Raw genomic sequence first — 24,733 nt, forward strand, 5'->3', positions numbered from 1 at the left:
ATATGGACTACATCGGGTACCTAATGGTGGCTGTAGGGACCGTTACAAGTGCTACGATTTTCTTTTATACAGTGCAGTCTGAATACCAACGGGCAAAGTTCAGAACCCGTATTGCTAGTTCCTGGAATGTCGCGCGGCATCGCACGAGAGAACGACTTAACGATGAAAAGTTGGATTCATTGTTACTACAAGCGGGATTCAGTTTTCGAGCGCCTGTTTATAGCTACTTTCGCTTGCTATTTACTGCTCTTTTATTGGTTACAGGGATACTTAGATGTATGCTCGATCACGATACAATGTTCATTTTGTTGCCAGTACTGTCGTGGGTTGCTTTGGAGTATCGCAGGCCATTTCCGATGTATTATGGCTTTCAAGCCTTTCAAAAGGCCGCAGCCTTGAAGCGAAATCGGAGTTTGTATTTGCTTTATCGGCTCGTATACCAAGAGATTTTAGCGTTTCAGGATGCACCACGAAGTGTAAACGACATGTTGGAACGACAGATTCCAAGGGTACCTGAGCTGCGTATTTTCCTCACTAAACTTTTAAATAATTGGGTTGATCAACCCCTTGAAGCACTGCGTGTATTTGGTGATGAGATTGGTACCAAACAGTCGGTTTTATTTGCTCAAATGCTATCTGATATCGTACAAGGTGGCCCTCAGATTGCCATTGACATCTTCAAAAAGAATCAGGAAGGATTTCGTACTGACCGTGTCGAGACTTTCAAAGCAATGAAGAAAAATCGGGCACTATTAGGCACAGCTTTGACACTCATTGGTTTTACTGTCGTCAGTTACGACATTAACATGGTTATTCAGATTTATAGTCAATATTTAATGCAATCAAGCATGTCTTGACCCGTAAATATATACTTGCTATAAAATGAACACGGTAATAAAATATGGTAGGATGATAAAAATGAAGCAAGTAATCGTCGGAATGCTGTTAATGGTTGTATTTGCCGGAATTGTTGTCTCAAACGTTCAATTTGGAAGTCGGCAGAGTACAACCATAGGGCAAGGTGGGGCCAATTCTATTCAACATGTTGTGAATCTGGCTACTCGATGAAGGGGGTGAGGCAGTGAACGGTGTAGCAGCAGGTATTATCGGCGGAATTCTGCTCTTGGTGGCCGCAGTAGTGGGCGTATCCGCCAATAACTCGTGGTCTGGTGGTCAGCAGGGTGCAGTACAAAATTATACTTCATCGCAAATTACAACTTCAGAATCACAGACTGGGCAGTAAGAAGTGAAGGAGGGATGAGCTTGTGCGAGATGTTATTATCGTCGTCTTGTTGTATTTTGGGTTGCTGTCGTGGAACTATCAGCCCTATATGGATGAAATTAATGGGGTGCGCGAGCAGTATCTCCAAACCGTAGCTTCTACGGCCATCTCCGAGGCGAAGATTAAAGGATACTTCACAAGCTCAGACCTCAGCAATATTCAAAGTAATGTTGCGGAACATCTAGGATTCTCAGTAGGGGAGGTTACGATAAACGGAACCACAACGCCGATGACACGTGGTGAAGAGCTGGATTTATCCATATCTGTACCAAGTCACATTAATCTATTTTCATTGAGTCCATCAACGAATCAAGTCACTTTGAAGGCAACAGCAAGTGCAGATAGCGAGGCCATTTTGACATGAAGTGGGTCATGATGGCGATTTTTTTAGTTATAGTACAATTTACTGCACACGAGACGGTAATGAATACAAACAACCAGGAATTTGCGTACCAACGGATCGTGGATGCAATGCAGTTTGCGACTCAGGATGCAGTAGAACAAGTTGAGCCTACGAGCGTTGCAAACGGCGAGCCGATATTTGATACAGAAGCTGCGGATGCGGTGTTTAGGGGTGACCTAGCCAAAAACCTGCAACTTGACCCAATAACGTTATCTCCGCAACCGAATACAATTCTCAAGGATACACCAGTAATTCTGAAGGAGCAGTTTATTGATTGGAGTAATGCAACTTTCCCATACAATTACACTGACCCTTCGGGTTTTAATGTCACTCTGACAGAACCTAGTATCGTTTATGAGGTACAGTTTACGATTCCAAGTCTAACGTCTAACGTTCAACCTTTTACCATCACCATTCCGGTGGTGCAAAGCTATGACGGAGATTGAGTAGATAGAAGTGGGTGCGGAGATGGTGCGGGGTTATTTCTTTGCACCGATTATGTCGATTATCGTCGATAATATTCCGTACGTTTGTTCGGTTTTAACTGCCAAAAATTTGGGTATCGTGGTATAATATACTAAATTGAATCGCACGGTTCGGGCATAAAAACGGCCACCAAAAGTGCTAGTAACACCTTTGGTAGCCTAGCCCCTCTCAGACTTCACCTGAGAGAGACTTGAGGCTATTTTAGCTTGGTTTGCTTATAGCCTCAAGACCCACGTCCATCCTTTTTTGTAAATGACAGCCGGACGTCTCTCAGAGCTTATCTGGGGGCGCTCCGGCTGTTGCGGTTTTAGGAGGCAAAATTGATGGATATCAACAGGAATGAATTGAAAGAGAACGTATTTCTCGACACTCGAAATGTCTTAGAGGTATTTGCAAAACTTGGTCCTGAAGAAGCTGGAATGTATGTGTTGCTAGCTGCGGTGGAACAGCCTATAAGCCTCACAAGACTCTCTGAGTGGAGCCACCTGTCAAGGGATAGAGTAACTACATTATGCAGTCGACTTGGGATGCTTCAGTTGGGCATCGAACCACCCACCGTCTAAATCAATAGAACTAAATTGGAGGTCTTGCAATGAAAATTAAAGCTTTTGCTACTCTTGTTGTTTTATCCAGCGGTTTGTTTGCTGTGACGTTCGCTTCACCGGCTGTCGCACATGCGGCTACTTCTGCTCACTCCATGCAGAAATCTGTGATCATTCTTAATGGCGAGGTGTTTTCTATTCAGTACAAGTTTGTTGGTGCTTCACCGGCGACCACGTACATGCCGATTTACTACGTTCAGCAGCTCATCAATAAGGTTCTCGGCATAGACTCATCCAGTGATGTCTGGAATGGTAAAGAACATACGTGGTCACTTACGGTGTCCAGTGCGACTCCAAGCGAACTTTCAAGTGGTTCAGGGGCAAAAATCTCCGTTAACGGTACTGTCATCGAGGATGCGCCGACTATTGTCGACGTTGACCCAGCTTCCGGAGTGCAAACTACATTCATGCCGATATGGTACGTTCAACAATTGCTCAACCAGATTCTAGACCTGACCAGTGGGACGGATGTATGGAACGGCGGTGCATCTACGCCAACTTGGACCATCACAACAACTGCGACCGGTTCTCAGGAAACGCAATCATCTATGGCTACCGCGATGTGGAATGTCCTAGATGCTGCGAGCTGGGACGTGAACAGTCACCCAAGCATTTCTGATTCAGGCATTACCCCAAGCTCCACGGTTCCAGCAACAGCTGGCGACGTAGCAACGTGGCTAGAAGACTGGGCAGCGAATTCTAAAGGGTACGATGCTCACCCGTACAACAATGACAATGACATAAGCTACCGTCCATGGTCCTTACAGTACGAGGCATCTCAGGATGCTTTTACATGGGCCAACATAAACGGACTTTTCCAAGGTACGAGTCTTTCACAATCCAGCTCCTTAGTGTCGAGTAGTAACGCAACGACCATAATAAGCAACCTTAAATGGTGGGTTAACGGGTACAAAACGCTGAGTAATGGGTGGGTAGAGTTACATATCCCCTTTTATTCAAACTATGAAAATTGGCAGAACGTCGCGAGTGGAGCCTTTACGCAGTCGCAATATGACCAGCTTATGACGGACATTGACACGTATTATGACCAACTTGAAATTAAGCCATCTGGTTCAGAGCTGAGCGTTAAACTTCCTGACGCCTCAAGTAGAAATTTGGTGTGGCAAGTTGTTGATGGAACGTATGCTTGGGGATATTCACATGGTACAAGTGGTACTGGGTATCACGGTGGCAACACCCTTTCCGTGACAAATAAAGGGCCAGGAATAAGTATTCGCTTGGCTTCTTTGAATTATGAAGCCCAGGGAACAGTGATCGATTACACCAATTCAAGTGGAGAATTGAACTTTGGTAAGCCATATGACACCGCAAACTTACAATTTCCAAACGGATAATCAAAAGGAGATAGTCTAAGTGGTAAAAAAGGCGGCTATCCTTACGGGGTTAGGGCTTGCTGGGCTTGCGTCCCTTGTCACTTTGGGCATTGTTACGGAGACGGCATTAGCTTACACTGCATACCCTAGTTCGACACAATTGGGCTACGGTGTCTTTGTGAAATCAAATGGAACATACCAAATTGACGGTGGGGACCAAGTTTTAATGGATGCTCCAGGATACTCTGGTCTTAACGGGCAGCAGACAAACATTATGAAGACGTACGGGGTAGTTGATAGCGACTCCCAAGGAGAGTGGGAATTCGCTCAGGCAGACGTTCTAGGTCAGGATGCAAACAACGGCTATCTATTGGTTGGGAACACAGAGGCAGGATCAAATAACGTCTCTGATTGGATAACCCGTTTAGGTGGTAACCCAACGTATGTTAACGAGTATCTGACTGAAAACGGATGGAGCGACATTACGGGGCAAGACAGAACAAACTTTAATACGTTTCACTTTGCCTCCTTTGCTGCAATCGTAACGGCATGCGGTGCATCTGTTACAGAAAACGAAGTAACTGCAACGGGTGAAACAGACGCGGATGGAAATCCTGTGTACCAATCCGTCAGGCACATTCAGACCACAAACCCGCCGACCGCAGACAGTATAAGAGGTTGTCCGAAAAGCATCCGATTCGAGTAAATGTCTAGCCAAATACATGAATACAGGCTTCCTGATATGGGATAAGTTTACTTGGTAATTTGGTGAATGCCTCCGTATGGGAACACATTGCCTGCTCACCCTTGAAAATGGGCGCACGAACCCCTTGTCAGTAACATTGGCTTTTGTTTATTTTCCAGGTTCTGCTTGCCTATGCAGCGATATCGAGTTTCAATTGCTCGGCCTGGACTGTATACATTTGTGTAATTCGCTCTATGTGGTCATCAGGCAGCATGGTCTCTCGAATGTGACCTATCCTCGCCTGCATGAGCTGGAATATATCCTGCATGGTGAAGAAGGACTGTACTCGTTTGTTTGTTCGTACAGGCACCTTCTTGTGTTTCATAACTGTTGTCAACTCATTGGACTCTTGCGCAAAGGACAGCTCAATCTGCCTTCTGAAATCAAGCATCTGGGCATGCAGCATGGTGCCTTGTGGCACCGGGCCGTATGCAATCGGTTTGTCGTCAAAGGAAAATTCGAATTGCCTGCTGCATACCCCGGATAGCGGGCATGACTGGCATTTCTCTGAGTCCCCACGAAACCAGGAAGTGGCCGTTTTCCAGTCAAAGCCATCCCAAATCAGTCGTTCGCCTTGTTCGCACTCAGGTTGCCCATGTTCATTACATTCCTCTGGCATCACCATACCACTGCGAAACCCTGTAACCACAGCCATACTGTGTTTGTGGTATGCCTCCTTCTGGTCATCCGCATCTATGTAACCCATGTCGGCAACGAGATACTGAGTGCGCATTTCGTTAATCTGCCGGAGTTTCTCTATCAGTGGAAGCATCACTCGAATGTCGCCCACATTCGCAGGCTTAAGGATAGACAACAAGGCCACAGGTCCTTGAGATGTTCTTACTGCAATCGAGTGCTTCCGGTAACCAACGAAGAAACGGTTCTGGTTCACCTTGCTGCGCTGTGCCCCATAGGTGGCGTCCGGGTCAGAAAACGTTTTTTCACATGTGCAAACTGACTTAACCTCACAATCGCAGCGTTTTTTCTTGTATCCGTTGACATTGGCGTAAATCGGACGAGAGTCAATAGCGGCGAGGGTGTCCTGGATGAATCCCTCCATGTGAATGGATTGACGTATAAACTCGTCACGAATTTGTTCGAATACGTCCGGCCCTACTTTGTTACGGAAGTCACTCAGGCTCTGGTGTGACGGAACCTTTGCTGGATTGGGTACACCGATGAAGCTGCGCCACGCCTGGTTCTTTGGGTCTCGCAACTGTTTGCACAATTGACGGAATGAGGTAATCTCCGGCCTAGTGAAATACAGATAGTGCATCCGGAAATAGGCGATTGGAGATGCGGGTCTGCGTCCTCTCTTGTCGTACAGGGGTCCGACGAGCAGGTCCAGGAATGAGTCGTCAATGTGATCTACGTAATCAACGAGTTCGGGGTCGAAGCCAAGCGTGTTATAATAGGCGTATGGAAGCAGGTCTAACTGCAAATCTATGGAAAAACGCACCTCCAGAACTGGAAAATTTGACGGCTGGATACCTTCAATTTTACCAGTTTTGCGGATCGGTGCGTTTTGCTATTTACTCAAAATTGCGGGCTTTTCGGACACGCTCTATAAGTGTTTCCAATGCCGGTTCATCCAGCACAGTGCTTACCTTAAAGTCTACTGAGGATATCCCATGGGGAACTTACACGCATCACTATGATGCGGTTCAAATCACCAACAACTCCACAGGACAAAGCTCTTGGATCGTGGGCAGTGATGAGTCTGATATGAGTGATATGCAAGTCGAGGATGGCGGGAATGGGGCCCAAACCGACAGTGTCACCGTAGACACGTCGAGTTTTGCAAACGGTTCCTACACGGCCACACTCTTTGTGCGGGATGGAGTAGATCGGGTCTCGTCTGAGCCTGCAACAACGACGTTTACGATCACAAGCAACAGTGACATCGGTACTGGCAAGACAATTCAACTTTCAGCGAATCCGACCAGCTTGAATGTTGGACAATCGAGTACATTAACGGCTACCGCAATATCTATACCATCTACTGACTATATCAAGATTGTGGATAGTTCTCTTTCAAACACGTTGCCAGGTAACCAAAGTTCGTATTCTGATGGACTCAGTGGAGAGAAAAGTCTCGTAACAACTGCTACCTATGACAAAGTTGGTTCTGTGTCATACGTGGCACAGGAAATCAATGAGACGACAGGTGGTATTGACGCTCAAAGTCCACCTGTAACCGTCACATGGACAGCACCGGCAGCAAGTATCACTCTAACGCCGTCGAGCGACACTCAGGTTCAAAGTGGCACGCCAGTTACCATTTCGTACAAAGCAACGGGTATGATTTCAGGTGAATTTGTCGTCGTTCAGGCAATTACAGACAATGGGGCTAAAAACGCTTGGTATGACTCTGGAGATAAGAACTCATCCAATTTTGATTATGAGGTTGAAAGCCCAGTTAATGGGGCTAGTGTGAGCGTTAAATATGTAGCCACGATCTATAATGGCTCACTCGACCGCTTGGCTACTGCCTACTCGGGGACCATTACATGGGTGAGTCAAAAACCAACAATTACGATTACGGCGAGCCCACAAACGAATGTCCCAGGGGAACCGTCTGAGATTCAATATTCGGTAAACACATTGTCGCCGGGAGACACAATTTCAGTGGTCGGAACTGGCGGTTCGCATCCGTGGAATGTCTCCAACCAAACAAACTATGTGGAACAGTATCAGCAAATGAAGACCCAACCGCTGGACAAACAATCACGACAAATTACAAGGCGTATATCTATGACTCAAGTGGTAATGTGGTAAGTTCCTCAACAACATCGGTAAGCTGGACGAATGCGTGGAACGGAACCATAAGTCTTTCAGTAAGTCCGGTTTTGCTACAGACATACCAAGACACAAATTTAACAGTGACGACTTCACAGGCCATACCCAGTGGTTATGCGTTGATTATTATGGACGAGACAACCGGCCAAACTGTAGGTGCGGTTACAAGTACTCCAGCCACGGTACAGTATGCAAATGCGAACGCTGAAACAGATGAGTTTGAGGCGTTCATCACTGATGGCTACGAAAATATTGGTGCACCATCAAACACTGTTTCAGTCCAATGGGTCGGGGCAACGGTCACAGCGTCACCAACCTTATTGCCCATCAATCAGTCAAGCACCATCACGGCCACGGCTCAAAATAAACCTTCAACGGACTGGTTGATACTCTTTAACGAGTCGACTGGACAGGTTCTAGGCAGTACTCAAGGGTCAACTATTTCTACTACACAAACAGAGAGTACCGCTCAGACTGACGCGTACCTTGCTTATGTTTCTCCAAGTAACGATGTCTCAGGAGCCTACGTTACGTCTGACCCGGTAAGCGTGGACTGGTACGGAGTTACCTTAACGGCGACACCAGTATCTTTACCGGTTGGCGAGGAGACCCAGTTAACAGCTGCTACGCAAAACCTTCCTGCTGGCTACGTACTAGATATCGAGGATCAAACCACGGGCAAGGTACTGGCGACTGGTGATCTAAGTCAAACTACATTGACAACCACAGACACGCAATCGTCTCCACAGACGGATACGTATATAGCGAGGATTGTCCAACCACCAAAAACCGGGTATGGACTTTGGGCAGCAGTCACCAGTCAAGCAGATATGTATACTACCGATAATGGTTGGAGCGATTACGATCCTTCATCCTCACCGAATGGGACAGAAGTTTATGAGAATGGAAAATGGATTCCGGAAGGAGACCCGAACGGAGACGCGGATGTGACCTCCTTGGTATACGATGCTCAAGATGGATACACATGGGCTGGTACCGCTAATTCCGGAGTTGCTTACTGGGACGGAACCAAGTGGGTGAATGCTGGTTCGCCTTCGGATAGCTCTTCGATTGTACAACTCGTGTACAACTCGACCTCTGGTCAAATATGGGCGCAGACCGCTACCGGGGTAAGTTATTGGAATGGAAGTACATGGGTTGAGACTACATTTCCAACGTGGAGCGGTGCAGAACCTGCCTATCTCACAACGGGGCCGAGTAATGAAATGATCTTGGTCATCCAACAATGGCAGGACCAGGCAGAGATAGACGTTTGGAACGGAACTACATGGACTATAAAAGACACCATGTCCTTTTCAGGTAATATACCTGGGACTTGGGGGATAAATGGCGTTGCGTATTCAAATGGCCAGCTATACATTATCGAGCATTACGAGACGACTCATAGGGGTTCAGCAAGTACGGTTGAACAGAGCTTTGACAACATATACGGTACTCAGTTTTCCACTCTAAGCAGTACGTCGGCTTGGACAGAAAATAACGTGTCGTACCAGTTTGATTGGAACTCCTATAACGGCTACTACTACGACGACCTTATAACTGGGGGATCATCTGGTAGCGGGAACATCAATGGCACAACTAGATTTATCGGTACTTCACCTTCAGGCGACATCTATATTCAGGTTGACGGATGGATTGAGGGGATTAGTCAACGAGGCGGCGGATTAATTGAGGCAGCGCCTAAACAAATGCCGATATACACCTGGAACGGATCAACAAATGTCATAACAGGTTACCAGACAGAATTAGAAACTGAAAATGGGGAAGCCGAAAGTCAATGGTATGCTGGGCAAACTCTCTTTTATTCACTGCCACATGCTTTTGCAACGGATGGTTTGAATGATTACGTAGGCTGGGGAGCCAATAACTACAGTGGCATGGAATCGTATGACGTGACTGAGAACTTTGGTGACCAGGACAGTTATGCACCAACCGGTTCAGCCATCGGCCCAACGGATAACAACGTATCAAGTGTTGTGGCCTTGGCATGGAATGGGAATTCGAGCATGGATTCAGCTGTACCTGTGCCTTTACAAACGTCTGACCCAGTTTCTGTGACGTGGTATCAATGGCAACTATCTCTGAATGCGGACCCGACGCAATTGCCGGCCGGTTCGCCGACCACGTTAACCGCTACGTCGAGTGGGGCGCCGAGTGGAGCGTACATTGAGATTTACGACGAAACTACGAATACGGTTGTTGGTACAAGCCCTGCCAATGCAACTTTGTATAGCACGACTTATACAGAGAATTCACCGACGACTGATCAGTTTGTGGCGTACTTCATTGACCAGGCTTCGGGCAATCAGCTGCAAAATAGTAACACGCAAGATGTCGAGTGGACGCAAATACCACTAACGCTGTCAGATGCAGAGGTTTATCATACTGACGCTTGGCTGGCGAATCTCAATGCGTACAACGCAGAATACCAACAAACAGACCCTTCTCTGGTGCGTTCATTGTCAGATTTTTGGGCAGGGGAACAATTAGATTTCAAGGTGCTTCCAAGCATAAAGACCATTGCTCAGGCACAGGTGACAATTGAAGGACTCTCAATGAGCCCTTATGCCCCTGATGATCCACCAGTGAACTTCTGGGGGCCGGTGACGATTCCGTTAACCTTGGATTCGACTACTGGTTATTTAGAGGGGAACACAGACCCTACCTGGCAACCATGGATGCAATATATCGAGGATGGTACCTATCAGGTGGAGTTTTATGTAAAGAGCGATGATAATCAGGTTTCAACTGCATTGGCCAGCTTTACAATCGATGCACCCTGGGTGAGTGGTGATGACCCTCGGAGTTACTATCACGAGCATCAAACATATTGATGGAAGGAGATAGACAGGATGAAATGGTGGATAGGGGCTCTTGCCATCACAATATGTGTCACTGGCTGTGGTACTACACAGGTGCACCAAGCGTCAGTAAAAACTATTCAAACTACGTTGCCCAAAAGCGTGGAGGTTTCGCTTTCTGCGCCCACAACACGCCTTCATAAAGTGACCAAATTACCGATTACACAAATAGGCGTCCACAACCTAAAGGGGCAAATCAATATCCTTTATATTGCGCCTGATGAGGTTTATGCGATCAATCAGTTCCGTAGTGTTTGGAATCAATTAAAGGTAAAACCGACAGTGGTTTGGACAAAAACTGAATCGACTAACGCGAAGCAACTTTGGTCAAAGGAAGGGTATAAAGGGGATCCTATTCCAAGTACACACACCTACTTCAGTTTAAGTGCACCACCGACCCCAGACGCTTATCACAAAGTCGGCACCGATGCGTGGAATGACGAACCAGGAATCATGCCCGATTCGGACGTTGGTTATTGGGGAAAGTTTTTTAACTAGTAGATGGAGGGTTGCGACCCCGTCTTGGCGATTGGAAACTCGTTTCGGTTGCATGATGTGGATAGAACGGGATGCTCATGGCATCCCGTATCCCGTTCTAGCGTATATTATGTTGTTGGATTCTCAAGGTCTTCACGGTTGCCGATGCGATGAACATACAAATCCCATAAGTAAGTATCCGTATTGCTAATCGAATTAGGGACTAAAGACAACATGCTCCAATTAAGGAAAATTGTACGACTTATTCGCCTATATCCTCTTTGGGCATACCAATATGCAAAAGACTTTCAAGTGCAACGTTTGTATATACTTTTAGTGTGTAGTTGTTCCGTGCACAGAACATCTTTACTTCTTTCATCAAGTCCTTACGGACTTCAACGGTTACTTTTTCATAGTCACTTTTCATATTATTCATTGTTTTTATTATTGTGTGTAAAATCTCTTCGGCTTTCTTATCATTCCCGCCCTCTATAGATTCCCTTAATAGCTCCCACGCTTCAGTAGTTTTTATATAGTCAATAGTGGCCTTATCTCTAAGTTGACCAGACCGGGACATTATGGAACCCTCCATTTTTGTATGCATTCTTAATGCAGTATAACCCTGAACAATGATTATATCCTTGTTCAATTTTTTCTTAAACACATTTACCCGTAATTATATACTTGTTGCAACTTATATAAAGTCATATAATACGGGTACATATCCATGTTCTTCTTGGAGGTGAAATTATGGATTTAATTGTATGCGAAAAGCCTAGTGCTGCTAGGGATTTTGCGCATGCGATAGGAGCGACATGGGACGACAAAGGCAAGATATTCAAATCTCCTAAAGCAGATATTGCGGTCTTGAGAGGACATCTTCTTCGTCTCAAAGGTTTGAAGGAGTCAAACCAGTTATACAACACAAAATGGGATCGTTCTATACTGGTTCATCTTCCGACATTCCCTAATCTTCACGAACGAGGTATGTATGACTTCGCCAAAGCAGATTCGGAACTTATAAAATCGTTGAAAAATCAGTTTCTGAATCGGGGATATGACCGAATAATCAATGCTACCGACCCAGGACGTGAAGGAGAGTTACTGTTTTGGGAGTTGTATGATTACTTCTCCACAACGACCCCCGTATTCCGATTTTGGGAGTCTGAAGCACTGAGCAAAGAAGTTGTACTACGGGGATTAAATAACCTCAAGGACTTATCCTTTTATGCTCCAAGGCGTGCAGCTGCGTATGCGAGGCAACATGCGGACTGGTATGTAGGTATGAACCTAACTGTAGCCTATACAGGCGTCTGTGGCATGTTTTTTAGTATTGGGCCTGTCCAAACCCCTACTCTTGCTCTTGTGGTACGTAGGGACGAAATCATAGAGAACTGGAATGGTGCAACGTACCAAGAAATTGAGGTTGGCTTTGATGGCTTTCGTGCAAAGTTCAAGCCGGAAACCCCTCTGATTGAAGATAGGCCGTATAGTCTTGATGCTGTTCTGGCTAAGACCATACTCTCACAGCTTCAGAGCTCTACAAATGGCACTGTACAGTCAGTGAAGACTGAAGAGAAAAACGTTCAGCCCCCTAAACTGTTCAGTTTGACTACGCTTCAAATTAAGGCAAACCAAAAGTACGGTTTGTCAGGTGATACAACACTTAAGATCGCTCAAAAGCTGTATGAAGAGTACAAGTGCTTGTCATATCCACGTACTGACTCGGAAGTGATTGGAGAGTCGATGACTGGTCAAGTGAGCCAGATTGTGAGGGATTTGACCCAATACTATGGTATCTCATTTGCAGATGTTCATTTTACAAAGCGAAATGTGAACAATGCAAAACTAACGGACCACCATGCGTTGATACCTTTGAAGCCAATTCCTGATACAGCCGGTGAACGGGAAAGACAAGTTTACATGCTTGTTTTGGAACGGTTCTTAGAGGCGCTTTCCGAGGTCGGAAAAGACCTAACCGCTAGGGTACATATTTTGATTGACGATCATCTGTTTGAATCAATTGGCCGTATTCAAAAGTCATCAGGGTGGCGATCTCTATTCTCTGGGACACCGGACGACGCAGGTGATGTGGAACAGTCGTTACCAGATCTCTTTGAATTGGTGGACGGCCAAGTGATAAACATCCTTGAGAAACCCAAGTCCGAAGCCAAAAAGATGGAGCCGCCTAAACGGTATACGGAAGCTGATTTGTACAAGTCCATGAAGAACATTGCTAACAGTATCGAAGACAAAGCGCTTCGCGAGGCGATGAAGAACGTCGAAGGTCGATTAGCAACGCCAGCTACTCAAGCCAGTATCGTGGAGCTGTTGATCAGTCGAGGTTACATCGAACGTAAGGGAAAACAACTCATAAGTACAGCGGATGGTCGGGCACTCATTCGAACCGTCTCACCGGAGTTAACCGATGCAATTCAACGTGCCAAGATGGAACAGCTGCTTAATGATTTTGATCATCCACGTTCAGTCGACGAATACATGAGTGGCGTCCGAGAGCTGATCGAAAGCAATATACGATTCTGTTTTGAACTGAAGGTGGAGGAATCGCTATCCACTATCGATGTTGTCTGCCCGACTTGTAATACCGCTTTGATTACCAGGCAGTTTACCTACTCGTGCGGGAACTGTGACTTTTCGATCCCACGCGTTTGGGGCCATCGCACACTAACGATGGATGATGTTCATCGCTTGGCCAGTGGGCAGATGACAGAGGTTCATACGTTTCATTCAAAGGACAAAAGCAAATCGTTTATGGCTTCTCTCCAGCTCAACAACAACCAAATTGAGTATCACTTTCCGAGTCGAGAGGAAATGTCATTCGGGCCATGCCCAGTGTGTACAGACGGAGGAGTGATGTACCCCAAAGGAAAGGTTTTGGCATGTACCAAGTGTAGTTATGTTCTTTTCCGTACCATTGCTGGAAAATCGCTCTCGGATAATCAACTTAAAAAACTGTTGTCTAGCAAAACGACTCCTGTAATTAAAGGGTTTCGGAAGAGAGATCAAACAACGTTCAATGCAGCGTTGTCCCTTGGGGCAGATGGGAAAGTTAGTTTTTCAAAACCACGTTAAGGAGAAAAGATGATATGAAAGTTACTCTTAAGCCATTCAAAGCCTTGTATAGGCGAGTATTAGCCGCAGTCTGCTTTATTACGCTCGCTGTTCCAAACGTTGCATATGCGAGTGGTACTGGCCCTGCAACCATTCAAGCAGGTGTGAGTGATGGTGAAAATCTAGCAACCCAGGCCGGTGAATGGGCATTTGGCCTTCTCGCTGCGGGCGCCGCCTTTTTCCTTATCCGTGCCTGGTGGACGATGCATAGTGCAGATGATGACAGCCAATATGCCAAAGGTCGAAAGCATTTGGTGCGGTCAATCATCACCCTCGTAGGTGCAGGGTGTACATCTGCAATTTTAGCTACTGTACGTACTACTTTTGGATTTTAAGGGGCAGGTACTTCATGCAACAACAAAGGGCGTTTTTTCAATGGATTTCAACGGGGGTATTTACCCTCGTTATCTTTTTACTCTCAACTACCCTTTCTGGTGCACTATATGACTTGGTTACTCATTTAAGAAACATCAAAGTTTCATTTTTTCACCAGACAATTAAGAAAGCGGAGCACTTTGTTTATGTATGGCACTCAATCACTCATCCCAATGAATTCTCACTAATGGCATTTGGTATCACCTTAATGCTTGCCGGTTGGGACTCATGGAAGACATGGAAGGCCACGACAGACCATCGGCGTAAGTATAAGCAGAGACATGGATATGCCAGTCATGGAACTGCGCACTGGCAGGAGAAGTACGAAACGCGTCAATTCTACCACCAGGACAATAATGGTTTTTTATTGGGGGACTATGACAAGGACAAGTATGCTCCTTTACCCGATGCGGCATTTAGAGACCCAAAACACGGAAACTACTCAGTTCATCCGTTTTCGTCTGAACTGAACCATCAGTATCTCGTGATTGGTCCTCCAGGTAGTAAAAAAACTACAGGATTCATCATGCCAAACATTTTTCACCTCGCACAACAAGGCATATCCATGGTGGCTACGGACCCAAAAGGGGAACTGTACACGCAGACTGCCGAGTACTTACGCGAACGTGGCTACAACATTGTCGTGCTTGACTATATCAACTTCATGTACGGTCAGCGTCAAAATTACATTCAGTACATTTTTGAGGAAAAGCAATATGCAGAAGTCGCAAATATGTATCTGAATGCTACTCGCAATGAGGGAGATAAGAGGGACTTTTGGGAGGGCAAAGCGCAGGAGCTTTTAACTGCATTGATCGGTTTCGTTCATCAAGCCTATGGCCCAAAAGGTACATTCACGCGCATCTTCGAGTTGATTCCGTATTTTATCTCGAACCCTGCCTATATCGTGGAACTGTTCGATAGGTACAACGTAAAAGGCGCACCGAGGCTACTTTTGAACGGCGTTTTGGCCCAGGCTGGGTCAGAAAATTTGATGGCCAACATTATAGGAACACTAACCGAAAAACTTAACCTTTTCACCTTGTCCAATGTACAGGCTCATACATCGGTTACGGATTATGACCTATCGCGTGTTACTCAGGAGAAAACAGCGGTTTTTGTTCTGATTTCAGTAAAAGACACGACATATGCACCTCTCGTTAGCGTATTTTGGAGCTCCATCTTCAACATCTTTTACAAAGTAGCTGAAGAGAATGGGGGGCGGCTTCCGGTTCCAGTTGCTCCGCTGATTGACGAAATGGCAAACATCGGGAAGATAGCAGGATTTGATACAAAACTCACCACGATGAGGTCGCTGGGTGTCTTCCCGATGATGATATGGCACTCCTATCCGCAGCTCAAAATGAAATACGGCCAGGATTATGCCGATGTGTTCCTGGCATCGTGTGACACGCATATTTTACTTGCCTGCAATGATCTTCAGACTGCCGAACTCTTTAGTAAGAGTCTTGGGGACACAACGATTGAGACTCAAAGTAAGCGTGGAGCACGTGCGGCACTGGCTGAGGCGAACAACACCACAAATCAATTTACGGGTCGGCGTTTGTTACAACCGGCGGAAATTCGAGCTCTTGATCGGCGTTTCAGTATTGTTATTCAAAGTGGTAGACCTCCGGTGTTACTAAACAAGTTGCAGTATCGCTATTGGGAAGATGAGAGTCGGATTGCACATGAAGCTGTATTTGCAGACTTGCCCCAATATGGAGGCGAGCCTTATGAGTACCTAGATACGTCGGATATGCCTAATCAACAAACAAGTAATGCAGCGTCAGAGACTGAACGTATGTCCGACACAAAAGTCACGTCGCCAGAAGACACTTCAGATACTGAGGATAAACAATTGGTAGGTATTTCGCGAAGTAAATGGCTCGGCGAAAGGAGCTGAAGACATGTCTTGGCTTGCTACTCAGTTTAACAACATGATTACGGGTCTAGTTCAAGGAATCATAAATGACTTGCTAAAGGTCATTGTGGACATATTGAGCGCATTCGTAGTCAATCCGACCGATATGAACGCTCTTCCAGGGTTTTCTGCTTTGCTCATTGCGATTGAGTCTTTGAGTACTGCTGCTCTCGGCTTTTTGCTCATCAAGGAGCTCCTTTTAAACCAATACGAATCCCTTGGTGATATGGATGTTTCCCCAATAGTCATCGTCAAGAATGTGTTCATTTCGGCCTTCCTGATCTGGCTAAGCCCTCTGCTTATTCAACAGGTGATATTGAGACTAGTCGTTGATTTAACTGCTGTGGTCTCAAATAGCCTGGGAGCGGACTTAAACGTAAAACTCGATTCACTACTTGCTGTATCGGTAACTGGAGCTGCAGCCGCAGGCGGGGCAGCCGACGCAGCGAGTAATGCAGGGATAGGGATAGCAAAGAACGCCATGCTTGATGCGCTAATGCCTGATATGGGGTTTTGGGCAGTTGTGGTCATCGTATTGGCTATTATCATTGCACTTGCCATCATTGGCATTCAATCGGGTATGAGATGGGCTGAATTGTACTTTCTCGCTCTTGTTGGCCCGATTCTTGCATTGAATAAAGCGTCCTTTGGCAATGCTTGGGGACAGTGGCTTCGTGAAACAATTTCAACTGCCTTTTCTCAACTTGTTCAGTATTTTTCAACGCTCCTAGCCCTGATGATCATGACCCATCCAGGGTCACTCGATACAGCAAACGGATCTGCTGTGAATGGGACAGTGAAAATCTTCATGATTCTGGGCCTGCTGGTATTCGCAATTGTTGGACCTCAACGACTTCGGGGCCTTATTTCCGGTGGTAATCCAACCGGAATGCGAGCTGTAGCGTCTATCGCAAAAAATGCTGCCGGAGGGATGACGGTTGGAGGATAAGAGGGAGTATCGTATCCCAAAACACATTGAACAACGCATGAGGCTTCTAGGGCTCGATACACGAGGCATGATAGTGGTCGGAAGCCTCTCTGTGATTTCGCTAGTGATTCTACTCGTCAGTCCACATCATCATATCAAGAGTTTGTTTATCGAATTTATCATACTGGCCGCTATTCCAATGGGGGCATGGGTCTTTTTTTCAGATGAACGATTTGCCGAAAGTGTCTTTTTGAGCGCTTTTTATGCCAAGCACAAAGCTGTATTACGTTGGGAGAGTGAACCGAATGCTATCCTTGAAAACATCCAAAAGAGCAACAGGAAGAAACAATAAAAAACTCCGAAAACAACATCTTCATTTGCGGAAATTTTTCCGCTGAAAACTATTGAGCACAATTATTTTGTACGTAAAGATGGTCGTTACTGTGCCATCTTTAGCGTTACACCGGTGAATATGTCCTTACTTGAAACCGGAGAAGCACACATTGTCGTTGAGGCATTACAAGAAGCCCTCAATGCGGCCCCAGAACGACTACAGATTCTCGTGTCCAGTGAACGTTTGAACCTTGACGACTATTTAGAGTATCTACAAAAGTATATCGTCGAAGCCACAGACGCAAACCAAATTGAGCGTTTGGAATCCTTAATCACGGAGATCAAAAAACGCTCCGTTGGTAACGAAAAAGTTTTAAAATTTTATCTCGTGCTACAAAGTCAATTTGAAAAAGAATCGCCAGCTTTGGCGGAACTGGCCGACCTAGAAAAACAGATCCAAGATGCTTTGTCTCGCGAGTCTCTGTATACCGAACGACTCAATAAGTACCAAATCATGAGTTTGTTTTATCAGAAGCTGCATCCTAACACATCGATGTATGAGGAATTACCGAGGGACGCTGTGATATCGCATTTGTACCCATCACTGATCGATACGAAGACCAGTCCCTTTTACTGTATTCTTGATGAAACATACCAAAAGAGCTTTACCATACAATCATTTGCTACGAAGGCGTCACAGGCAGGGTGGTTAACGCCAGTCTTTGATATGCCGTTGGATTTAGATGTGAGCCTAACCCTCGTTGCTACTGACAAAGAAGAAGTCCTAAAAGCATATAACAGATCCATTCGTAACATTCGCTTCAGTCAAAAGGATGCGAAGAAGGACGCTGCTGAACAAAAGCGATTGGAAAGAAAACAAGAAGATGCAGACTATATCATTGACCTTCTGACGAACGAGAATGAAACCTTATACCGCGTAACAACAGTGATTACCGTTCGGGCGAATTCGTTGGAGGAATTGCGGAATGCTGAAAAAACGTTACGTACACGGATAAGCTCAAAGAAAATGTCTTCACGTCCCTTAAACCGTTGGGTATTTGAACCGCTTTGGTACTCACTGCCCCTATGCTACAAAGGAGCGTTAGAGAGCCGAATTTATTACAATTTACCTGCCGAGAGCATTGCAAGTATGCAACCCTTCAATTCCAGTACACTTGCAGCCAAAGATGGTTTTGTATTTGGCCAGAATGAACAGTCACATGACCTGGTCATCTTCGGGAAATTAGATCGAGAGGTATACCCTCATATGATCGTCCTTGGTGAAACGGGTAGTGGGAAGTCTTATTTTTTGGCGTACCAGGTGTTACGTAGGCTGGATCAGGGCGAACTAGTACTTGATCTCGACCCTGAACGTGAACGCAAATTTATCCCTGGGAACCATATATATTTCGGCTTGAACCATAACAATACGATTAATCCGTTTCATATTCGCTCGACAGTCGTGGATTCGGAAAACGAAAGTGACGAATCAAATACACCGGGGGATTACCTTCGTTTAAAGATCGGTAATCTGCTGACGTTCTTCTCCTGGATCTACCCCAATATCACACCTTTAGAAACTGCCGCTTTGCAAAAGGCAATCATTCAAGCCTACGGTAAGAAGGGTCTTGATTTTAATTCTACGTCGTTGCCGCCCGAAGGGAAGGATCAGTTTCCTACGCTGTCTGACGTCATCAAAGAGCTAGACGGGATAGATTCCACGAAAGACATGGTCGTAGCTCTCAGTCCGTTTTACGGTGAAGGAATTTATGCAAGGATGTTTGATGGACAAACTAACTGGTCTTTCTCGTCTACCAAAGAGGTCCATAATGGGGACTCCATTGAAACCGTCGAACATCTATATCCTTACACACGATTGGATATTCGTGATTTGTACGACAACAAATCGCCGGCATTGGTACCGCTGATGGATTTGCTGGTTCACGACATTTGGGAGTTTGTAAAGAGCCACCCAACCGTCACAAAGAATATTTTTATCGATGAACAGCACATCTTATCTGACCCACGAAATCCTCAGAGTCTGGATTTCATTTATCAAATGGTCAAGCGTGGACGGAAATATCTTGCTTACCAGATTGGCGCTACACAGAACGTGGGTGACTATCTTCGTACGTCAAAAGACCTTCCTGAACCGCCAGGAAAGGCCATTATCACAAACAGTGGCGTTAAGTTCCTTATGCGAATGAACAAGGCCGAAATTCAGCAGATTTCCGAGTTTGTGCCACTCTCTTCACGTGAGAAGAAGTTGTTAGAGGGCGGGAAGCGACCTGAATTGTCGAGGGGTAAAGGGATCGTCATCATCGGTGGTCAACACGCGGAACTACGTACTTTCATGACACCAGCCGAAATGAAGCTCTATCGTCCAAATGAGTATAAATTGCTTTATGAGAATGAAGAGGGGGTCGTATGACCCTCTTCGCGAGATTCGGTAAGTATGGATTCTTGGCCCTAGTAGTGATTCCGTTTTTCGCCATAGTCGTAGTGCTCGGGGCCTTTTTTAATCTGACACCAGCTGCTCCGAAAGCTACGCTACAAGAATATGAAACCATATCAGAACAAACATTTAATCAAATCAACTGGGCAGATCCGTTTATTCTCGACTACTTTCGGTATGAGAATACATTCGATAATTTAACACCGGCTCAAATTCAAAATACGGTAAACCTGTTCTACAGGATTGAAACGGTTTGTAGTTCGAATGGGCATGAGGGTACAAGTTGTCATACTATCAAAGTACCTGTGACGCTTCATGACGTCATGATGAGCTTAGGCTATTCCGAGGATCAATATGAGACTGCCCTTCAACTTGAAGCGGTTGTAGAAGCTCAATTGCCTTCCCTTGGGATTGGTCCTGGTTCCGGCTCAGGTCCGCTTAAACCGATAAGCGTGAAGCAACTGGCTTATCAACCTGTAAATGCTCAATTGCTTTACGAATATGTTCATGAGCGTGGTTCTATTTTTACGTTGTCTGATATCCAGACAATAATTTCAGCTGCTCAGAAGTATGATGTCAGTGCAGTGCTTTTAGTTGCAATTACAGGCCAGGAATTGAGTTTTATTCCTGCCAGCGAACCGGATGCTAGTGAAATGGAAGAGAACCCTTTTGATGTAGAGGCTCCAGGCTCAGGTGGGCCAGGGAACTGGTCGACATTCCACGTATCTCTTCAATATAGTTCAGATATTGCAGCTGGTACGGTTCACAACAAATTGATATTTCCGCCACCAGCAGGAGAGAGTCCGATTCAATGGATGGATGACCCTACGAACCCTTACGGAGCATATGCTCAAGATACAAATTGGTGGGTAGGGGTCTCAGATTTCTTTCAATCCATTACCTATTTTCTACAGGATGCAAAGTAAGCAAAGGCCGCGAACATTGCGGCCTGTTCGCGCCATATCAAGAAAAATTACTATCATAAAATATTATTTAATATTGCATGATTGTTCCACCTGGTATAAAATTATGGGTATACAGGAGGTTGAATCATGCCTGACCAAATCATGCCTTATCCGGATGACGTACTCTCGCACCTTATGGGGAATTTTTCGTTACCGCATTGGACCATTTTGGATCTTCTGGACAAAGCGAGTCGCGGAGAATTGGAAGATTACGAGGGAGCACAATTATCGCTTACGGATTTACACGACTATATCAAATTGAGTCAACAAAACTTCCGCGCACAGGTCGCTTTACTTCAGGGAGCAAATGCAATTGCATTGGTCACTGGTGTTACGGACCAGCGTTCGAAAAATGTTGTACTGACCGACAATGGACGCAGAATGCTCGAATTGAGGGGGAACTAAGATGTTGCGGTTTGGTTTTATCGGATTTGGACAATACGGCGGTCGTCAGGTCGATGCAATTTTGGCACTTCAACACAATAACAACTACGTCGGTATGGCGGTAAATACGGCCGTTAATGATCTTGAGGCTCTATCCAACGTGCCAGAGGGGTATCGCTTGCAACTCAAAGGCAATAGCTTTGGGGCTGGCCGCACACCACAGTTGGGATTGGATGCATTTTTGGAAAACGGTCCGGAATTTGTTGAGATGGCACAAACCATCACCAAGGATTCCGATTTCATTTGGGCGGTTGCAGGTCTTGGGGGAGGAACAGGAACTGGTGCACTTCAAGGCTTTCTCCAACACGGTACATCCCTCTTTGACCAGCCGATTGGTCTCATCGTGACACTTCCTCGTGACGACGATGGAGCAGTTCAGAAGGCAAATGCAATGGGAGTATTGAGTCACATTCAGCAGGCTGTAGAGGAACAACGTATCGGTGCTGTCATCATTGTGGACAACGACCGGTTTTACAGACAGTTTGCAGAGGAGAAGAGGCCAGGTGACTGGCGTGATCATAGTAATCAGTTACTGGCCGAGACGTTGCACAAGATTAACCAGATAAGCTCCAGTGTGGGACAAAGTAACTTTGACCGCACCGACCTTCTGAAGGTATTGTCGTCCAGTGGATGTCTCGCCATTGGTAGTGCAGCGATTCATGATCTTGACCAGGATAGTGTGTATCAGGTGATTCGGAATTCCTTAAGCAAAGGCTTTTTTGCAAATGGATATCGGTTGAGCGAAGGCGATATTTACGCGGTATGCTTTACTCTCAATGAACAAGGTGCAAAAATCCGTCAGTCTTCTTACGAACAGCATTTTGTGTCTCACTTGAAGACCTTGATTCCAGATGCTACAGATAGCTTCTTTGGATATTACAGTAATCATCAGAATCACGTGCTATCTATTGTTAGTGGCCTCGGACTTCCGGATCGTGTTTTCGGATTCAAAGACCAACTGCCCACACACGAGACGCGCACAATCAGGAAGTTTGAGGCTCCACCGGTTGCAATGATGAACACCAATAATCCGCTTCTACGAAACAAACTACGTCCGACGGGACAAGAAGCAGATAACCCGCTGTTGAGACGCACTGCAAAAAGTGAGGTTGCGGCTACAAAGACATCGGATAATCCATTGCTGAGAAAACGGCACTAATTAAAATGCTGGTGTGGTACCCGTCTTTGTATCACACCAGTCTCCCTATAAGGAGGCGGTTTACATATGCGTTTCTTATTCCGGAACACGTTCCGTTTAGCGCGACTCATACTACTTCCGATGCTTATAGTGATTTCTGTGTCTCACTCACATGATTGGTTGTCACCAACGGTCGCCGTCTTAGGACTCACATGGTGTTATACCTTGCTTAGAATGATAGGGGATATTCAAAAGGCGATTCGTGGGTGGTAAAACCCTTGGAGGATTGAAATGGCCAGAAAACGTAATAAAAAGGCAGATATTATCTCACTAATACCCTCTCTTGTTATGCTTCTTGTGGCTATGTGGTGGTTTAAAGAGAAACTACACGTGCCCATCTCACCACTTGTATTTTTCGTGATAGGAATTGTATTTGTCTTTGTGTTGATTTCGGCAATCCTATTACCGAACTCATCCAGACGCAGATTTAAAACTCAACCGCAAATGAACGAGATCGACCGCATGACCGGTGAGGACTTTGAGGATGCTCTAAAGTACACTCTTTCAAAAAAGGGGTGGAGGATTGATACCACCAAAAAAACAGGGGACTTTGGTGCTGATTTAATTGGCCGTGATCCAATGGGAAAGAAGGTAGTTATCCAGGCCAAGCGTTGGAAATCCAAAGTGGGTGTAGATGGTGTGAACCAGGTTATAGCCGCAAGAGCGTACTATCAGGCAGACCGCGCACTTGTAGTTACAAATCAGTATCTGACGAAAGCGGCATATGAGCTCGCGCAACGTACCGGTGTAGAAGTATGGTCACGTAAAAGGCTGTCTGCCGAAATCCGCGTCAATAAAACAGCCCCCAGAGTCAGCGCTCAGACCACGATAACTCGCGGCCCCTCACAATAAACATCGGTGAGTAGGGTTTGTGTAACCCGACTCACCGACTCAAACTCTTTATGTTAACGTGCTAAACGGAGTTTTGTTTTATCCTCAAGAATGATTCCAAGTTTATGAAGTCCCAAACGTTCACTTGCTTCTTCTGTAGCTTCTGGAGACATGCCGCAAAACTGCTGAATCTCGACAATTGACGCGGGATTTCCAAGGGCCTGTAGAGCGATGTAGACTGCTAATGATGGAGCCCCGCATTGTTGTATAATGTCTTGTACATCTTCCGTATCTAAAAAAATCTGCGGTTCGATAGTCATTTTCTTACCCCACGCTCTCTGTTTAATTTCTCGTTCCGAAGACGTTTCTACATATGGTGCCTATCTATTACCCGTTAAATCTGTTTATAAAACATCTCTTTGGTCTCTTCCGTCATATTCGGATCAAAGGTCTCTATTGTCTTTTTCAACTGAGAACCCAAGAGACACTTCGCAACTCGCCATGCATCTGTTGCGGTGTCCGTGTACTGCGTAACATGTGAGCACCAGCTTTTCCAAATGAACAATCTGCCTGCTAATGGACCGTTTTGACCATTGAGTAAGTCAATGCCCCGGTTACACCACTCATTACATAAAGTGTAATTTCGTTTATAGAACGCAATCCGCGCAAACTCCTCGCAAAGTTCGGCATGATTTAAGTACATTTTGTGGTTTAGATAAAAGGATTGAACCTCTTCGAAAAGTTCTTGCGCCTTTTCAAACTGGAGTTTGTCGAGCCAAAGTACGCCTATATTGTGCAGAGTTAATATGTAACGATAGTGCTGTTTTTGGACTGCGAATAGGGCACATGCTTGCTCCAAATGACTAATGGCTTCCGTCCACCTGTCTAGGTGCCTACAACATGCACCTACTCCTTGATGGGCTCGCGCTCTTGTTAACTCTGTGATGTCTCTTACTTCGAGCGCATTCGCAAATTGGTCTAGAGCCTCTTCATATCTCATAAGACCCCCATGCCGCCTGGCGGCACCACAATCTATGAAAATGTAGATCCGTGATCTACTATGTCGCTAGACAGCCACACGGAGCTCGTCGCCCCCTGGTACCACGAGTCCGTGCATAAGACGGAGTTGGCGACTTGG

24 protein-coding genes are annotated in these 24,733 nt (G+C 45.7%); 20 read left to right on the forward strand and 4 right to left on the reverse strand.

The window, feature by feature from the left end; translation table 11 throughout:
• Nucleotides 1-2 precede the first annotated feature (2 nt).
• The 7 genes from NZD89_RS27995 (at nt 3) to NZD89_RS28025 (ending at nt 4,813) form a co-directional block, all read left to right on the forward strand.
• Nucleotides 3-857, forward strand: a complete 855-nt coding sequence (locus tag NZD89_RS27995) for a hypothetical protein (protein WP_268008762.1) — start codon at nt 3-5, stop codon at nt 855-857.
• 224 nt (nt 858-1,081) lie between these two features.
• On the forward strand, nt 1,082-1,243 hold the full coding sequence (locus NZD89_RS28000; RefSeq protein ID WP_268008763.1) for a hypothetical protein: 162 nt from the start codon (nt 1,082-1,084) through the stop codon (nt 1,241-1,243).
• Nucleotides 1,244-1,265: 22 nt separating this feature from the next.
• Complete coding sequence (locus NZD89_RS28005; RefSeq protein ID WP_268008764.1) at nt 1,266-1,646, forward strand: DUF4320 family protein; 381 nt, start codon at nt 1,266-1,268, stop codon at nt 1,644-1,646.
• Nucleotides 1,643-2,131: a hypothetical protein gene (locus tag NZD89_RS28010; protein WP_268008765.1), complete on the forward strand. Its 489-nt coding sequence runs from the start codon at nt 1,643-1,645 to the stop codon at nt 2,129-2,131. The genes NZD89_RS28005 and NZD89_RS28010 overlap by 4 nt, the downstream gene beginning before the upstream one ends.
• 363 nt (nt 2,132-2,494) lie before the next feature.
• Nucleotides 2,495-2,734, forward strand: coding sequence for a hypothetical protein (locus NZD89_RS28015; RefSeq protein WP_268008766.1), 240 nt, complete (start codon nt 2,495-2,497; stop codon nt 2,732-2,734).
• 29 nt (nt 2,735-2,763) lie between these two features.
• Complete coding sequence (locus tag NZD89_RS28020; RefSeq protein ID WP_268008767.1) at nt 2,764-4,128, forward strand: hypothetical protein; 1,365 nt, start codon at nt 2,764-2,766, stop codon at nt 4,126-4,128.
• 19 nt (nt 4,129-4,147) lie between these two features.
• Entirely contained in the window at nt 4,148-4,813 is a 666-nt protein-coding gene (locus tag NZD89_RS28025; RefSeq protein WP_268008768.1) for a hypothetical protein, read from the forward strand.
• A 169-nt stretch (nt 4,814-4,982) separates the two neighbouring features.
• Here NZD89_RS28025 and NZD89_RS28030 read toward each other — a convergent pair whose 3' ends face one another.
• Nucleotides 4,983-6,311 carry a transposase gene (locus tag NZD89_RS28030; protein ID WP_268003901.1) on the reverse strand — a complete coding sequence of 443 codons (1,329 nt, stop codon included), beginning with the start codon at nt 6,309-6,311 and terminating at the stop codon, nt 4,983-4,985.
• Here NZD89_RS28030 and NZD89_RS28035 point away from each other — a divergent pair.
• From NZD89_RS28035 to NZD89_RS28045, 3 genes are all read left to right on the forward strand, one after another.
• On the forward strand, nt 6,272-7,630 hold the full coding sequence (locus NZD89_RS28035; protein WP_268008769.1) for a hypothetical protein: 1,359 nt from the start codon (nt 6,272-6,274) through the stop codon (nt 7,628-7,630). The genes NZD89_RS28030 and NZD89_RS28035 overlap by 40 nt on opposite strands.
• Before the next feature lie 149 nt (nt 7,631-7,779).
• The gene (locus tag NZD89_RS28040) at nt 7,780-10,506 is read left to right on the forward strand and encodes a hypothetical protein (protein ID WP_268008770.1); all 2,727 of its coding nucleotides are present in this window, start codon (nt 7,780-7,782) and stop codon (nt 10,504-10,506) included.
• An 18-nt stretch (nt 10,507-10,524) separates the two neighbouring features.
• On the forward strand, nt 10,525-11,031 hold the full coding sequence (locus NZD89_RS28045) for a hypothetical protein (protein ID WP_268008771.1): 507 nt from the start codon (nt 10,525-10,527) through the stop codon (nt 11,029-11,031).
• A gap of 241 nt (nt 11,032-11,272) precedes the next feature.
• On the opposite strand, the gene NZD89_RS28050 is transcribed toward NZD89_RS28045, so the two are convergent.
• Nucleotides 11,273-11,674 carry a hypothetical protein gene (locus NZD89_RS28050; protein ID WP_268008772.1) on the reverse strand — a complete coding sequence of 134 codons (402 nt, stop codon included), beginning with the start codon at nt 11,672-11,674 and terminating at the stop codon, nt 11,273-11,275.
• An 86-nt stretch (nt 11,675-11,760) separates the two neighbouring features.
• Between NZD89_RS28050 and NZD89_RS28055 the strand changes: the two genes are divergently transcribed.
• The 10 genes from NZD89_RS28055 to NZD89_RS28100 all read left to right on the forward strand — a co-directional run bounded on the left by NZD89_RS28055 (nt 11,761) and on the right by NZD89_RS28100 (nt 23,616).
• Nucleotides 11,761-14,103 (forward strand): type IA DNA topoisomerase, encoded by a 2,343-nt coding sequence (locus NZD89_RS28055; protein WP_268008773.1) that lies wholly within the window; start codon nt 11,761-11,763, stop codon nt 14,101-14,103.
• 14 nt (nt 14,104-14,117) lie between these two features.
• Nucleotides 14,118-14,477 carry a hypothetical protein gene (locus NZD89_RS28060; protein ID WP_268008774.1) on the forward strand — a complete coding sequence of 120 codons (360 nt, stop codon included), beginning with the start codon at nt 14,118-14,120 and terminating at the stop codon, nt 14,475-14,477.
• Nucleotides 14,478-14,491: 14 nt separating this feature from the next.
• Complete coding sequence (locus tag NZD89_RS28065) at nt 14,492-16,423, forward strand: VirD4-like conjugal transfer protein, CD1115 family (RefSeq protein ID WP_268008775.1); 1,932 nt, start codon at nt 14,492-14,494, stop codon at nt 16,421-16,423.
• A gap of 4 nt (nt 16,424-16,427) precedes the next feature.
• Nucleotides 16,428-17,390 (forward strand): conjugal transfer protein TrbL family protein, encoded by a 963-nt coding sequence (locus NZD89_RS28070; RefSeq protein ID WP_268008776.1) that lies wholly within the window; start codon nt 16,428-16,430, stop codon nt 17,388-17,390.
• Nucleotides 17,380-17,721, forward strand: a complete 342-nt coding sequence (locus NZD89_RS28075) for a hypothetical protein (RefSeq protein WP_268008778.1) — start codon at nt 17,380-17,382, stop codon at nt 17,719-17,721. The genes NZD89_RS28070 and NZD89_RS28075 overlap by 11 nt, the downstream gene beginning before the upstream one ends.
• Before the next feature lie 51 nt (nt 17,722-17,772).
• On the forward strand, nt 17,773-20,133 hold the full coding sequence (locus tag NZD89_RS28080; protein ID WP_268008824.1) for a VirB4 family type IV secretion system protein: 2,361 nt from the start codon (nt 17,773-17,775) through the stop codon (nt 20,131-20,133).
• The gene (locus NZD89_RS28085; RefSeq protein ID WP_268008779.1) at nt 20,130-21,083 is read left to right on the forward strand and encodes a hypothetical protein; all 954 of its coding nucleotides are present in this window, start codon (nt 20,130-20,132) and stop codon (nt 21,081-21,083) included. The genes NZD89_RS28080 and NZD89_RS28085 overlap by 4 nt, the downstream gene beginning before the upstream one ends.
• A gap of 126 nt (nt 21,084-21,209) precedes the next feature.
• Nucleotides 21,210-21,527 carry a helix-turn-helix domain-containing protein gene (locus NZD89_RS28090; RefSeq protein ID WP_268008780.1) on the forward strand — a complete coding sequence of 106 codons (318 nt, stop codon included), beginning with the start codon at nt 21,210-21,212 and terminating at the stop codon, nt 21,525-21,527.
• A gap of 1 nt (nt 21,528) precedes the next feature.
• Nucleotides 21,529-22,725 carry an FtsZ/tubulin family protein gene (locus tag NZD89_RS28095; RefSeq protein ID WP_268008781.1) on the forward strand — a complete coding sequence of 399 codons (1,197 nt, stop codon included), beginning with the start codon at nt 21,529-21,531 and terminating at the stop codon, nt 22,723-22,725.
• 270 nt (nt 22,726-22,995) lie between these two features.
• Nucleotides 22,996-23,616 (forward strand): restriction endonuclease, encoded by a 621-nt coding sequence (locus NZD89_RS28100; RefSeq protein WP_268008782.1) that lies wholly within the window; start codon nt 22,996-22,998, stop codon nt 23,614-23,616.
• A gap of 53 nt (nt 23,617-23,669) precedes the next feature.
• Here NZD89_RS28100 and NZD89_RS28105 read toward each other — a convergent pair whose 3' ends face one another.
• Nucleotides 23,670-23,915 (reverse strand): hypothetical protein, encoded by a 246-nt coding sequence (locus tag NZD89_RS28105; protein WP_268008783.1) that lies wholly within the window; start codon nt 23,913-23,915, stop codon nt 23,670-23,672.
• Between the two features lie 74 nt (nt 23,916-23,989).
• Nucleotides 23,990-24,595, reverse strand: a complete 606-nt coding sequence (locus tag NZD89_RS28110; RefSeq protein ID WP_268008784.1) for a tetratricopeptide repeat protein — start codon at nt 24,593-24,595, stop codon at nt 23,990-23,992.
• Between the last annotated feature and the right edge of the window lie 138 nt (nt 24,596-24,733).

The organism is Alicyclobacillus fastidiosus (assembly GCF_026651875.1).
GTDB classification, from domain to species: Bacteria; Bacillota; Bacilli; order Alicyclobacillales; family Alicyclobacillaceae; genus Alicyclobacillus; species Alicyclobacillus fastidiosus.

Coding starts and splice junctions, on each gene's coding strand:
- NZD89_RS27995 (WP_268008762.1), top strand. CDS start 3: ATGGACTACATCGGGTACCTAATGGTGGCTGTAGGGACCGTTACAAGT.
- NZD89_RS28010 (WP_268008765.1), top strand. CDS start 1,643: ATGAAGTGGGTCATGATGGCGATTTTTTTAGTTATAGTACAATTTACT.
- NZD89_RS28015 (WP_268008766.1), top strand. CDS start 2,495: ATGGATATCAACAGGAATGAATTGAAAGAGAACGTATTTCTCGACACT.
- NZD89_RS28020 (WP_268008767.1), top strand. CDS start 2,764: ATGAAAATTAAAGCTTTTGCTACTCTTGTTGTTTTATCCAGCGGTTTG.
- NZD89_RS28035 (WP_268008769.1), top strand. CDS start 6,272: ATGGAAGCAGGTCTAACTGCAAATCTATGGAAAAACGCACCTCCAGAA.
- NZD89_RS28040 (WP_268008770.1), top strand. CDS start 7,780: ATGGACGAGACAACCGGCCAAACTGTAGGTGCGGTTACAAGTACTCCA.
- NZD89_RS28045 (WP_268008771.1), top strand. CDS start 10,525: ATGAAATGGTGGATAGGGGCTCTTGCCATCACAATATGTGTCACTGGC.
- NZD89_RS28055 (WP_268008773.1), top strand. CDS start 11,761: ATGGATTTAATTGTATGCGAAAAGCCTAGTGCTGCTAGGGATTTTGCG.
- NZD89_RS28060 (WP_268008774.1), top strand. CDS start 14,118: ATGAAAGTTACTCTTAAGCCATTCAAAGCCTTGTATAGGCGAGTATTA.
- NZD89_RS28065 (WP_268008775.1), top strand. CDS start 14,492: ATGCAACAACAAAGGGCGTTTTTTCAATGGATTTCAACGGGGGTATTT.
- NZD89_RS28070 (WP_268008776.1), top strand. CDS start 16,428: ATGTCTTGGCTTGCTACTCAGTTTAACAACATGATTACGGGTCTAGTT.
- NZD89_RS28085 (WP_268008779.1), top strand. CDS start 20,130: ATGACCCTCTTCGCGAGATTCGGTAAGTATGGATTCTTGGCCCTAGTA.
- NZD89_RS28090 (WP_268008780.1), top strand. CDS start 21,210: ATGCCTGACCAAATCATGCCTTATCCGGATGACGTACTCTCGCACCTT.
- NZD89_RS28095 (WP_268008781.1), top strand. CDS start 21,529: ATGTTGCGGTTTGGTTTTATCGGATTTGGACAATACGGCGGTCGTCAG.
- NZD89_RS28100 (WP_268008782.1), top strand. CDS start 22,996: ATGGCCAGAAAACGTAATAAAAAGGCAGATATTATCTCACTAATACCC.
- NZD89_RS28105 (WP_268008783.1), bottom strand. CDS start 23,915: ATGACTATCGAACCGCAGATTTTTTTAGATACGGAAGATGTACAAGAC.
- NZD89_RS28110 (WP_268008784.1), bottom strand. CDS start 24,595: ATGAGATATGAAGAGGCTCTAGACCAATTTGCGAATGCGCTCGAAGTA.